The sequence below is a fragment of the Flavobacterium hibisci genome, from assembly GCF_020026925.1.
GTDB classification, from domain to species: Bacteria; Bacteroidota; Bacteroidia; order Flavobacteriales; family Flavobacteriaceae; genus Flavobacterium; species Flavobacterium hibisci.
Genome location: NZ_JAIQDW010000005.1, coordinates 19,740 through 32,870 on the forward strand (window position 1 = coordinate 19,740; position 13,131 = coordinate 32,870).

At 36.6% G+C, this 13,131-nt stretch carries 8 protein-coding genes; 3 read left to right on the top strand and 5 right to left on the bottom strand.

Annotated elements, in window-relative coordinates; all coding sequences use genetic code 11:
* Window positions 1-18: 18 nt before the first annotated feature.
* A complete protein-coding gene (locus K8B81_RS07070) occupies window positions 19-465 on the bottom strand; it encodes a response regulator (protein ID WP_223680324.1) in 447 nt (148 codons plus the stop codon).
* 264 nt (window positions 466-729) lie between these two features.
* Between K8B81_RS07070 and K8B81_RS07075 the strand changes: the two genes are divergently transcribed.
* The gene (locus tag K8B81_RS07075) at window positions 730-1,137 is read left to right on the top strand and encodes a hypothetical protein (protein WP_223680325.1); all 408 of its coding nucleotides are present in this window, start codon (window positions 730-732) and stop codon (window positions 1,135-1,137) included.
* Between the two features lie 64 nt (window positions 1,138-1,201).
* Here K8B81_RS07075 and K8B81_RS07080 read toward each other — a convergent pair whose 3' ends face one another.
* From K8B81_RS07080 to K8B81_RS07095, 4 genes are all read right to left on the bottom strand, one after another.
* The gene (locus tag K8B81_RS07080; protein WP_223680327.1) at window positions 1,202-2,425 is read right to left on the bottom strand and encodes a sensor histidine kinase; all 1,224 of its coding nucleotides are present in this window, start codon (window positions 2,423-2,425) and stop codon (window positions 1,202-1,204) included.
* Between the two features lie 27 nt (window positions 2,426-2,452).
* Window positions 2,453-8,809 (bottom strand): HAMP domain-containing protein, encoded by a 6,357-nt coding sequence (locus K8B81_RS07085; protein ID WP_223680329.1) that lies wholly within the window; start codon window positions 8,807-8,809, stop codon window positions 2,453-2,455.
* Window positions 8,810-8,912: 103 nt separating this feature from the next.
* Entirely contained in the window at window positions 8,913-9,344 is a 432-nt protein-coding gene (locus K8B81_RS07090; protein ID WP_223680331.1) for a response regulator, read from the bottom strand.
* 57 nt (window positions 9,345-9,401) lie between these two features.
* Window positions 9,402-10,847, bottom strand: coding sequence for an ATP-binding protein (locus K8B81_RS07095; RefSeq protein WP_223680333.1), 1,446 nt, complete (start codon window positions 10,845-10,847; stop codon window positions 9,402-9,404).
* Between the two features lie 138 nt (window positions 10,848-10,985).
* Here K8B81_RS07095 and K8B81_RS07100 point away from each other — a divergent pair, with 138 nt between their 5' ends.
* Both K8B81_RS07100 and K8B81_RS07105 read left to right on the top strand, forming a co-directional pair.
* Window positions 10,986-11,879 carry a dienelactone hydrolase family protein gene (locus tag K8B81_RS07100; RefSeq protein ID WP_223680335.1) on the top strand — a complete coding sequence of 298 codons (894 nt, stop codon included), beginning with the start codon at window positions 10,986-10,988 and terminating at the stop codon, window positions 11,877-11,879.
* A gap of 232 nt (window positions 11,880-12,111) precedes the next feature.
* Window positions 12,112-12,840, top strand: a complete 729-nt coding sequence (locus K8B81_RS07105) for an LOG family protein (RefSeq protein WP_223680337.1) — start codon at window positions 12,112-12,114, stop codon at window positions 12,838-12,840.
* The last annotated feature ends 291 nt before the right edge of the window (window positions 12,841-13,131 follow it).

The following is a 13,131-nucleotide window of genomic DNA, read 5'->3' on the forward strand; positions in this document are numbered from 1 at the left end:
CCTTCATTTTTAGTAAAATTACGATTTCGTCTTTATTGTTTTTTTAGGATGCTGAATGACTGACTTTGATTTTAACCAGTAGTCAATTATTGTCTTTATCATTTTTTTGAATTCAAGATAATCATAAGGCCTGGTAAAATAACTCTGAATAGGTATTGAGTAAGGATCAATTACGTAAGTCTGATTAAATGATGTTGTAAAAAACAGATAAGGACAATTAAACAATGTCCCTACATTGTCGTGGTTATTTTCTATCACTTTATGATTCATTACATTCAATAAAACAATATCCGAAAAGAAAAGAAATGGCTTGATTTTATGTCTGAGTAAATAATTACAGGCAGTTTCGGGGTTGTTAAAATAAATTATCTGATTTGGATAATTCAATTCGGAAAAAACCTCTATAAATAACTTACGATCTCCCTGTTTATTCTCAATAATTACTATGGGTCCTTTTTTGTTCATAAGTTATACATTAAAATTTGACGAAGAAATGGCTGAGTAACTTTAAAATAAAGATACTTTTCAAATATTTCAAAAAATGATCGTAAAAACTTACAAAATACCCATGTGTATTTATATAATTATCATTATTGATAAAATTCATCCTATTGACTTACAGCACTTATAATTATATAATCGCAATCCTTAATTCTATAAACAAAAAGTCTGATTTACAGTTAATTTTGATTTTATAGTTTGAGAAAGTAATAACTTAAATCATTTCAAATGACAACACAAAACAGGGAAAATTACGGTCGGGATGTTCGTAGTTTTCATCACCCGGAAGATGATATGAAACCAGTTTCAGATATAACGAACCAAGCTAATAAAAGTTATGCGGATGAATACGAAAGAGAAAATGATGATAATGATGAAGAAATTGTAAATCAGGATGATGATATTGTCAATAATGAAGATGAGGGGATAAATAATTTTTATAAAAATGGCTCAGATAATATCGATCTAAATGACATAGACGATGATCTTGAAGAAGATTATGATGAAAATGACAGGGATATAAATGATTTTGCAAAAGAAAACACTAACGAAGACCTTCTCGATCTGGATTATGATGTAGATCAGGATCTTGAAGAACCAGATCCTGTAAACCATCCCCGAAATTTCCAATATTAACCTTTATAAAAAACCATTAGCCAAAACTAATGGTTTTATTTTTGATAAACATTTTCGGAATGTATTAAGAAGGTATATATATATTGAATGTAGCTCCTTTCATGGGTTCTCCCGTCGCATTTATAAAACCATCATGGTTTTCAATTATTTTCTTAACAATGGCCAGTCCAATACCGGTTCCTTCATATATATCGCGGCTATGAAGTTTCTGAAAAACCCCAAATATTTTTTCATTATGCTCCTGCTCAAATCCTATTCCGTTATCTGCAAAGCTAATATGGCAATACTTACTTTCAGGAGAACATTGAAAGTCGAGTTCAGATCCGTTCACAAAACAGCTTTTTACTGTAATTTGCAATGGAACCTCAGCCTGTGCAAACTTAATTGCATTATGAATAAGGTTTTCCATTAGCTGAACAAACTGAAACGGAATAACCTTTACAGTATCATGAAAATCAGTCACAATTACTGCATTTTTTTCCTGTAGATTTTCATGTAATGCCGCTTTTACATCCTCAATAACAACATTAAGATCTACTGTTTCAAGCTTTCTGTCATCAAGAGTTGCGCGTGAAAAAGCAAGAAGGCTGTTTATAAGATCGCGCATTCTGTTGCATGCATAAAGAATCCTATTGAACTTGGCTTTACCGTCTTCTGATAAATTTGGATATTCGTTTGCCAGGATCAGATTCGCAAAAGTCTGTATTTTTCTGAGCGGTTCCTGAAGATCATGGCTTGATATGTATGTAAAGGCATCAAGCTCCATGTTTTTCTTTTTAAGTTCCTCTGCATGCTTTTCTATTGCTTCATATTGCGAAGCAAGCTGAGCGTTGGTCTTTAAAATAATTTCATTCAGGGCATGAGTTTCTTCTTCCTTCTTTTTTAGTTCTTGGTTTTTTCGAAACAATTCGGTAAAAACCATTACTTTGGCCTGCAAAATTTCCGGTGACAGAGGCTTTATCATATAATCAACCGCACCAGACTGATAGCCTTTAAATATATACTCATTCGTATTCATATTAGCGGTCAGAAAAATAATAGGAACATGTTTAAGCTTATCACTCTGACGTATTAATTCAGCTGTTTCAAAACCATCCATCAAGGGCATCTGCACATCCATAAGTATAATGGCGAAATCCTGATCTTTCAACAGAATCCGAAGGGCATCTTTTCCTGATGTTGCTTCAACAAACTGATAACCACGATCAGCCAGGATGACTTGTAAAGAAAGCAGGTTTTCCTTTTTGTCATCCACAGTTAAGATTTTTATTGCGTTGTTTTTTCCCATTCTGTTTTTTATTGAATACAATTCGAATTATTTAAGCCACACACGCATTAGTGTAGAGAGCTGTTCAACATTTACAGGTTTGGTCATATAATCTGAAGCTCCTGATTCTATACAGCGCTGTCTGTCTCCTTTCATCGCTTTTGCCGTTACTGCGATAATAGTAAGGTCCTTATGTTTTGTGTCTTTTCGAATACGTTTCATCGTTTCATAACCATCCATTTCAGGCATCATAATATCCATCAAAACAATATCAATATTTTTATCTTCATTAAGCAAATCAATAGCCTCCTGGCCGCTTTCTGCACTGATAACGTTTAATCCATAGCGCTCCAATGCCGTAGTGAGCGCAAACAGGTTTCGAACATCATCATCAACCAGTAATACTTTTTTGCCTGGCAGGACATCTTCTTTCAAATAAAACGACTCTATGGTTTCACGCATAGCCTCAGGGAGTTCTTTATGAACACGATGCATAAATAAGGCCGTCTGATCTACTAATTCTTCCAAAGAATTTACACTTTTAGTAATGATACTATGCGCAAATCTGTTGAGTTTTGACTTTTGTTTCTTAGTAACATCTCCTGCAGAATGTATGATAATAGCCGTTTCCTGTCCTGCAATATTGTTCTCAAGATCGGTAATTATATCGAGACCATCTGCATCAGGAAGCACTAAATCTAAAATAATACAGTCGAATGACTTTTCCTGTATGAGTTTTACTGCTTCTTTAGCCGTTTTCGCACTAAAAATCGTGATGTCATCACCATCAACTGCTTTGATAATCCTGTCTAATTCTGCCTGATTATCATCGACTACCAAAAGGTTTTTTATCTTTTTATTTTTAAAATCATGAATATCATTAAATAAATAATTCAATGAATCACTCTTAACCGGTTTTACGAAAAAATTTCTCGCACCACGTTTAAGACCTTTATTTCTCTCATCTTCTCCGGAAATAATATACACCGGAATGTGACGCAGGTTAAAATCTGTTTTTAAACGGTCCAGAATCTTCCATCCGCTCGTATCCGGCATGTTTAGGTCCATTGTTATTGCATGGGGATTAAACTGATTGATAAAATCAATAACATCATTTCCTTTTGTAGTAACAATAGCTTTAATGCCATTGCTATGCGCCTGTTCCAGCATAATTTTGGCAAATATTAAATTATCTTCTGCAATCAAAAGTACTTTATCATCGGGTTTGATATCCGTTCTGTCATCTCCTAGCTCATCAACAAAAAACAGTTCTATGTCGGATCTGTTGAATTTTTCTGATGGTAATGATTTAATCTTTCCTTTGTCATCATTGTCTTCATTTACATCAATATCTTGTACTTCGGCAATGTGGACATATTTTATAGGAAGAAATAAAGTGAATTTACTTCCTACATTAATTTCACTTTCCAATTCAATACTTCCCCCCAATAAATCGGAAAGTCCACGGCTGATAGATAATCCTAGACCTGTTCCTCCATATTTACGGCTTGTAGAACCCTCTGCTTGCTGGAAAGCTTCAAATATGATATTTTGTTTTTCTTTGGAAATACCAATTCCGGTATCCGAAATTTCAAAAGCCACTACCGCTTCAGCATTTTCAAGACTTAAATTATTAGTTTTCCAATTGTTATTGGCTTTATAAATTTTAAGTTTTACTTGTCCTTTTTCGGTAAACTTGAATGAATTTGAAAGCAGGTTCTTTAAAATCTGATTCAAACGCTGCGAATCGGTTTCCATCACTTCAGGAAGATCTTCGTCCATAATAATATCAAAACGAACATGTTTGGCTTCAGAAATCGGGTTGAAAGTAGAAGCAACAAATCGGCTGATATCGTTAAAACTGATCGGATTGTAATCGACAGAAATATATCCGGATTCGATTTTCGAAAGATCCAGAATATCATTAATCAGCTGAATAAGGTCATCACCACATGAGTTAATAGTTTTAGCAAACTGAATTTGTTTTTCGGATAAATTACCGTCACGATTCGCAATTAATTCATTGGCCAGAATCTGCAAACTGTTCAGCGGTGTTCTTAACTCATGTGACATGTTCGCTAAGAATTCCGATTTATATTTAGATGTTAAAGTCAGCTGATCGGCTTTTTCTTCCAATGCTTTTCTGGCAACCTCAACTTCCTGGTTTTTAAGCTCCACTTCTTCTTTTTGATTCGCTAACAAAATGGCTTTTTCTTCCAGCTCTTCGTTAGTATTTTTCAGTACTTCCTGCTGGCTTTTAAGCTCATTTGCCAATGATTGTGACTGAACAAGTAATTCCTCTGTTCTGGAATTCGATTCGATCGTATTTAATACAATTCCGATACTCTCCGTTAATCCTTCAAGGAAATCCAGGTGCGTTTCGCTAAAAGTATCCAAAGAAGCCAGTTCGATAACCGCTTTTAATTGTCCTTCGAATAATACCGGCAAAATAATAACGTCTTTGGGTTTTGCATCTCCAAGACCTGAATTAATTTTGATGTAATCCTTAGGAACATTACTCAAAATGATTCGTTCTTTTTCAACTGCAACCTGACCTATAAGCCCTTCACCCATTGCATACTGGGTAGGGGAATTTTTTCTTTTGATGTAAGCATAAGAAGCAATCAGGTTCAATTTTGAATTCTCGAAATTTTCATCTTCCTGCAAAATATAAAACAATCCGTGTTGTGCAGTTACTACGGTTGCAAGCTCTGATAAGATTTTCTTGGTAACCGAATGCAATTCTTTTTGCCCCTGAAGCATTTGGGTAAATTTAGCCAAATTCGATTTCAGCCAGTCCTGTTCCTGATTTCTTAAAGTGGTTGCTTTAAGGTTCGAAATCATCTGGTTAATCGTATCTTTCAAGGCCTCCACCTCGCCTTTGGCTTCAACACCAATGGTTCGGGTTAAATCCCCTTGCGTTACCGCCGATGCTACCTCCGAAATCGCACGTACCTGCGTTGTTAAGTTTGCCGCAAGCTGATTTACGTTTTCTGTTAAGTTCTTCCAGGTTCCCGAAGCTCCAGGTACATTTGCCTGCCCACCCAGTTTACCTTCTGCACCTACCTCACGCGCCACAGTTGTTACCTGATCAGAGAAGGTTGCCAAGGTGTCAATCATTTCGTTGATTGTATCGGTTAATTGTGCTACCTCACCTTTCGCATCAATTGATAACTTTTGTTTTAAGTTTCCTTTTGCGACCGAAGTTACAACCTTTGCAATTCCACGTACCTGACCTGTTAGATTCGATGCCATTACGTTAACCGAATCCGTTAAATCTTTCCACGTTCCGGCAACCCCTTTTACTTCAGACTGACCTCCCAGTTTTCCTTCGGTTCCTACTTCACGAGCCACACGGGTAACCTCAGAAGAGAATGAATTCAGCTGTTCTACCATTGTATTAAAGGTATTTTTTAAGTCCAGAATTTCCCCTTTTACGTCAACGGTAATTTGTTTCGAAAGGTCACCGTTTGCTACCGCTTTGGTTACATCTGCGATGTTTCGAACCTGTCCTGTTAAGTTGGATGCCATCTGATTCACTGAGTCCGTTAAATCTTTCCAGGTTCCCGCAACTCCCGGTACAAAAGCCTGTCCTCCCAGTTTCCCCTCAGTTCCTACCTCACGCGCCACACGGGTTACTTCCGATGCGAAAGCTCGAAGCTGATCCACCATCGTATTTACGGTTTCTTTCAATTGAAGAATCTCTCCACGTACGTCTGCAGTAATTTTTTTGGACATATCCCCATTTGCCACGGCGATGGTTACCTCAGCAATATTACGTACCTGAGTCGTTAAGTTACCCGCCATCTGATTCACCGAATCGGTCAAATCTTTCCAGGTTCCGGCAACACCCGGTACATTTGCCTGACCTCCCAGTTTTCCTTCGGTTCCTACCTCTCTTGCCACACGCGTTACCTCAGAGGCAAACTCACGAAGCTGGTCCACCATTGTATTTAAGGTTTCTTTTAATTGAAGAATCTCTCCGCGTACGTCAACCGTAATTTTTCGGGACATATCCCCATTTGCTACGGCAATCGCCACATCGGCAATATTACGTACCTGAGCGGTTAAGTTACCCGCCATCTGGTTCACCGAATCTGTTAAATCTTTCCAGGTTCCTGCAACTCCGGGTACATTCGCCTGACCTCCTAGTTTTCCTTCTGTACCTACCTCTCTGGATACCCTGGTTACTTCCGAAGCAAAGTCACGAAGCTGATCCACCATGGTATTAATGGTATTTTTAAGCTCTAAGATTTCTCCTTTGGTATCTACGGTAATCTGACGGGATAAATCCCCTTTTGCTACCGCGGTTGTTACTTCAGCAATATTACGTACCTGTGCTGTAAGGTTGCCCGCCATCTGATTTACTGAATCCGTTAAATCTTTCCAGGTTCCGCCAACACCTTCTACCTGTGCCTGTCCTCCCAACTTTCCTTCGGTTCCTACCTCACGTGCCACACGGGTTACCTCGGATGCAAACGAGTTCAGCTGCCCCACCATCGTATTAATCGTATTTTTAAGTTCCAGGATTTCTCCTTTTGTATCTACGGTAATCTGACGGGATAAATCCCCTTTTGCTACTGCAGTAGTTACTTCGGCAATATTACGCACCTGTCCGGTTAAGTTCGATGCCATCTGATTCACTGAGTCCGTTAAATCTTTCCAGGTTCCACCAACTCCTTTTACTTTTGCCTGACCTCCCAGTTTTCCTTCGGTTCCTACCTCAAGTGCCACACGGGTTACCTCGGATGAAAAGGAGTTCAGCTGGTCCACCATCGTATTAATCGTTTTCTTAAGCTCCAGAATCTCTCCTTCGGCAACGGCTGTAATTTTTTTAGAAAGGTCACCATTTGCCACCGCGGTTGTTACCTCAGCAATATTACGTACCTGACCAGTAAGATTCGATGCCATCTGGTTCACCGAATCCGTTAAATCTTTCCAGGTTCCACCAACTCCTTTTACTTTTGCCTGACCTCCCAGTTTTCCTTCTGATCCTACCTCACGTGCCACACGGGTTACCTCGGCACCAAAGGAGTTCAGCTGATCCACCATCGTATTGATGGTATTCTTAAGTTCCAGAATCTCTCCTGCAACGTTTACTGTAATTTTTTTCGAAAGGTCGCCTTTTGCCACTGCTGTTGTTACTTCGGCAATATTACGTACCTGACCAGTTAAGTTACTTGCCATTTGATTTACCGAATCGGTCAAATCTTTCCAAACCCCACCAACACCTCGTACTTTTGCCTGACCTCCCAGTTTTCCTTCCGATCCTACCTCTACCGCCACACGCGTTACCTCAGATGAAAACGAGTTCAGCTGATCTACCATCGTGTTAATGGTATTTTTAAGTTCCAGGATTTCTCCTTTTACGTCAACGGTAATTTTCTTAGATAAATCTCCTTTTGCAACCGCGGTTGTTACATCGGCAATATTACGTACCTGACCGGTTAAGTTTGATGCCATCTGGTTTACAGAGTCTGTTAAATCTTTCCAGGTTCCGCCGACACCTTTTACCTGCGCCTGTCCCCCCAATTTACCTTCTGTACCTACCTCACGCGCCACACGGGTTACCTCAGAAGAAAATGAATTCAGCTGATCCACCATCGTGTTAATCGTATTTTTAAGCTCTAAGATTTCTCCTTTTACGTCAACGGTAATTTTTTTCGAAAGGTCACCTTTTGCCACCGCCGTGGTTACATCGGCAATATTACGTACCTGACCGGTTAAGTTACTCGCCATTTTATTTACTGAGTCGGTCAAATCTTTCCAAACTCCTCCAACACCTCTTACCTTTGCCTGCCCTCCAAGTTTTCCTTCTGTACCTACTTCACGTGCCACACGCGTCACCTCCATTGAGAAAAGGTTCAGCTGTTTTACCATTCCGTTTACCTCTTTTGCAATTCTAAGGAATTCCCCCTGAAGCGGATTTCCTTCAATGGAAAGCGGCATTTCCTGTGAAAGATTTCCTTTTGCCACCGATGTAATTACGTGTGCAATTTCAATTGTCGGGTGTACCAGATCTGAAATTAGTGTGTTAACCGAATCTACGCAGGAACTCCATGAACCTCTTGCGCCGTCGAGTGCTACACGATTTGTCAGTTTTCCTTGCTTACCGATGCTTTTCCCAACTTTTTGGAATTCAAAAACCATGCGTTCATTAAGATCGATGATTTCATTTAAAGTTTCACAAATCGATCTTTTAGTACCGTTTTGATCGGTTGGAAAGCGTTGGGCAAAATTACCATTTTTAACCTTAAGCAAAATTTTCAGAAACTCCGCATCAGTTAAAATAGAATCCCCTACATCTGCTTTTTTAGTTTTAGTCTTTAGAGATTTTTCTCCGGCAACTACCGGAATTACTATCACACTTTCGGGATTTTCTGTATTATTTTTTATTTTTTTCATGTTTTCAATTCTTTATAAGAATGATTTAAAAAAATCTGCCAACCAATTTATTGCACTTTTAAATTCCAGTTATAAACCTCTAATTTAGCATTAAAAACAGGTTTTACATGTTTTCATCAAGTAATATTTTCCTTAAATAAAATTGTACAAAAGCCTCCATAGAATCCGGTCTTTTTGAATTGTCGGTATAATTCAGAGGTTTGATAATATATCCTGATATCCCTAATTTTTCTGCCTCAAATCTGTCGTCAGCTTCAGAAGAAGTTGTCATTATAAAAACTTTTAAATTCTTTAGTTTTTTATCTTCTCTTATAATTTTTAAAAACTCTATGCCGTTCATTCTGGGCATATTAATATCCAGAAGAATGACATCCGGAATTAATCCTGAATCTTTGTCCCTAAGGATTTTTAAGGCTTCAATTCCATTATAAGCGGTATGGAGCACATATTCACTATCAATTTTTTTCAATGAGCGCTCCACACTTATGATGTCAAGTTCATCATCTTCTATTAATAAGATCGTTGGTTTTTTCATCCTTATAAAATGTTTATTTTTAAGCAGGAATACGTATTTACTCCTGATATTTATATTTTAACTATTTCGCCACGTAAAAATAAATTCAGCACCCTCTCCTAATACCGATTTTACTGTGATGGATTCTTGCTGATCGTCTATTATTTTTTTTACAATTGCAAGACCTACTCCTGTACTCTCCTGCTCGTTCTGCTCACGAAGTGTCTGAAATATTTCGAATATCTTTTGATGAAATTCTTCGGCAATACCAATACCATTGTCTTTAACTGAAAATTCATAAAAGTCCGCAAATATTTTGCATTTAATCTGGATTATTCCACCTTGTTCTTTTGGTGTATATTTTACTGCATTACTGATCAAATTAGCAAAAACCTGTTCTAGCTTAATTCTTTCTGTAAATAAATCAGGCAGATCACCAATTTCAAGAGTAAAGGATCTTGGAACAATAGAATCTGCAATTTCCTGAACAAGTTCATTTGTTTTTATGCTTTCTGGCGGTGTCTTAAGGTTTAGTCGTGCATAGTCCAGCAAACCATTAATAAGCGCTTCCATACGCTGTGTTTTTTGCGGTATAATGCTCAAATATCTTTTGATTTCGGGTGAAAGCTGATCAGCATAATCTTCCTCAATCCATGAAATAACATTATGAATTCCCCTCACAGGAGCTTTCAGATCATGAGATACTACGTAAGCAAATTTATTTAACTCTGCATTTCTGTTTTTTAATTCATGAATGTTCTTATCTAACTTTTCAGACATGGTGTTTAGGGAAACAGCCAAAGCAGATAATTCGTCATTACCCGTATCTTTCACACTGGTAAAATTACCTTTCGATATATTTTCGGCAAGGCTTACCATCGAACTGATTCTTTTAGTAGTAACTATCAGAATATATGCTGTACTAAAAATCCCAACCACAATTGTTAATGTGAGGAAGATAAAAGAAAATGTATGGGCATTTTGTAAGGAAATCAACAATCTGTCCGTATGTAGTTTCCTTCTTTTATATTCTATTTTGTCAAATCTTGCAAACTTGAGATTAATGGCATCATTTATTTTTTTTCCAATGTGCCTTTTTAATGAATTATCAAAAAGATTTTGATACGAATCAGGAAACTTTTCACGCGAAATTATCAATTTAGCAGAATAATTTAGCCAACTGTTGTGCAGGCTGCTGATTGAATCTAATATTTCCCGCTGTTTATTCTGACTACCAATCCTGTATTGCTGTTCTTTTATCAGACCTGGCAAAATTTCACGTCCTTTAAAATAAGAATCCAGAAAAGTTTCGTCATTTGTCAGCAAGTATCCTCTAAAAGCACTCTGCATTTCAATAATAGCTTTATGTGTTTTATTCGAGTTTCGAATTATCTCTTCTGATCTGGCAAGAAACTGTGAATTTCGCTGTACCTTTTTAGATAACATATAATTAGTATAGGAATCAGCCACAGACAATAAAATTATCAGGGTAAATGCCAAAAGTATTTGATACGATAATTTCATTATTAAAATTTAAGCTTTTTGCGAATATGGGATTTCTAAGCTAATAAAAATAATAAAAAAAGATTCTTAAATCTATATTTTTTACTTTTATACTGCTTATAAATCTTATTTACTAAAACTACTCATAAATTAACCACTATGCAAAAATTAACCAAAGAAGATATCTCTCAGGAAGTGTTTGATTTATACGATGATTATGCCCATAATAAAATCGGAAGAAGACAATTTATAGAAAAGCTATCTGTTTTTGCTGTAGGAGCTATTACCCTCCCGTCTCTCCTAAGCTTCATGAGCCCAAATTATGCGGATAGCATTTTAATTCCTTTTAACGATCCAAAACTAAAAACGCAATACATCAGCTATGATTCGCCAAAAGGCGGAGGTACTATCAAAGGCCAACTTTCAAAACTAGCTGAGATCAAAAATAAATTACCCGGAATAATTGTCGTACATGAAAACAGGGGATTAAATCCTTACATTGAAGATGTGGGAAGAAGGGCTGCAATAGAAGGATTCATTACTTTGGCACCTGATGCTTTATCTCCATTAGGCGGATATCCGGGCAATGATGATGCCGGACGTGAACTCCAAAAAAAACGTACCCGTGAAGAAATGCTGGAGGATTTTATTGCTGCATACGAATATCTGAAATCACACAAAGATTGTAATGGTCAGGTTGGTGTTGTCGGATTTTGTTTTGGAGGATGGATTTCGAATATGATGGCAGTAAAAATACCTTCTTTATCAGCTGCTGTTCCGTATTACGGCGGACAGCCCACCAAAGAAGAAGCAGAAAAAATAAAGACTCCGCTCCTTTTGCATTATGCAGGTCTGGATACACGTGTTAACGAAGGCTGGCCTGCATTTGAGGAAGTACTTAAACAAAACAAAGTCGAACATACTGCTTATTTTTATCAGGGTGTTAATCATGGTTTCCATAACAATACAACACCAAGGTATGACGAAGCAGCCGCAAATTTATCATGGAAAAGAACCATTGATTTTTTTAAAGAAAAACTGATAAAAAAATAAATCTAAACCAGCATTTTTTGTTCATAAAACAATAATAATAAAACAGTTAATAGAAATGTTTTTTGCACGACGGAACAAAAACCACATTTTTATAACAATTTTCAAAAAAAGAGTTAATTTAGTACAACAGCTTTGTCAATGTTTTTAAACATGTCAAAGCTGTTGTTTTCTGGTATAAAACCATAAATACTTTAAACTTTTACAGCAAAATAATAAATTAATAATACACAAAATGAGATTAGAAGATTTTGATAATGATGAAGATAAAGTAATTCAGGATCGTTTGAAACAAAAAACGTGGAATGAAATCAGGACCAATGACAGTTGGGCAATTTTTAAAATCATGGCCGAATTTGTAAACGGATACGAAAGTATGGGGCGTATTGGTCCATGTGTTTCTATTTTTGGATCGGCAAGAACAAAACCAGACGACAAATATTATTTACTGGCAGAAAAAATTGCTTATAAAATTAGTAAAGCAGGTTATGGTGTTATTACAGGCGGTGGGCCAGGAATTATGGAAGCCGGAAACAAAGGCGCTCATTTAGGCGGAGGAACTTCTGTTGGTTTAAATATCGAACTGCCTTTTGAACAGCATTTCAACCCTTATATTGATCATGATAAAAACCTGAATTTCGATTACTTTTTTGTTCGAAAAGTAATGTTTGTAAAATATTCACAGGGGTTTGTAGTCATGCCTGGAGGATTTGGAACATTAGACGAAATGTTTGAAGCAATAACCCTGATCCAGACTAAAAAAATTGGAAAATTTCCTATCATACTAGTAGGTGTTGAATTTTGGTCAGGACTGATTGAATGGGTAAAAACAGTACTAGTGGAAAAAATGCATACAGTGAGTCCTGATGACTTAAACTTATTTAAAATCGTAGATACTGAAGACGAAGTAGTTGATGTGCTGGATAAATTCTACAAGAAATACGACTTAAGTCCAAACTTCTAATTTTTTAAACCATATAGTAATATAAGAAAATGTAAATTTTGACTTTTTAGAGGAAAGTTTAAATAAACATATATTACTTATATGATGAAATTTTCATAACTTTTGTAAAAAACTAAGGGCTGTATTTTAAACAGCTTTTTTTTATACTATTTTTACAACAAAACCAAAAAAGCCATAAGCCCGTAAGTACTATTATACACCTAAATGTAAGCCTGTATTGAAACCATTTTTTAAAATCTTTGTTTCCATTTTTGTTTTGATGTCCTCATTAAAACAATTCGCGCAGCACCG

What these genes read in the sequence shown, in the direction of transcription:
- K8B81_RS07070 (WP_223680324.1), bottom strand. Translation starts at nt 465, where the DNA reads ATGAACAAAAAAGGACCCATAGTAATTATTGAGAATAAACAGGGAGAT.
- K8B81_RS07075 (WP_223680325.1), top strand. Translation starts at nt 730, where the DNA reads ATGACAACACAAAACAGGGAAAATTACGGTCGGGATGTTCGTAGTTTT.
- K8B81_RS07080 (WP_223680327.1), bottom strand. Translation starts at nt 2,425, where the DNA reads ATGGGAAAAAACAACGCAATAAAAATCTTAACTGTGGATGACAAAAAG.
- K8B81_RS07085 (WP_223680329.1), bottom strand. Translation starts at nt 8,809, where the DNA reads ATGAAAAAAATAAAAAATAATACAGAAAATCCCGAAAGTGTGATAGTA.
- K8B81_RS07090 (WP_223680331.1), bottom strand. Translation starts at nt 9,344, where the DNA reads ATGAAAAAACCAACGATCTTATTAATAGAAGATGATGAACTTGACATC.
- K8B81_RS07095 (WP_223680333.1), bottom strand. Translation starts at nt 10,847, where the DNA reads ATGAAATTATCGTATCAAATACTTTTGGCATTTACCCTGATAATTTTA.
- K8B81_RS07100 (WP_223680335.1), top strand. Translation starts at nt 10,986, where the DNA reads ATGCAAAAATTAACCAAAGAAGATATCTCTCAGGAAGTGTTTGATTTA.
- K8B81_RS07105 (WP_223680337.1), top strand. Translation starts at nt 12,112, where the DNA reads ATGAGATTAGAAGATTTTGATAATGATGAAGATAAAGTAATTCAGGAT.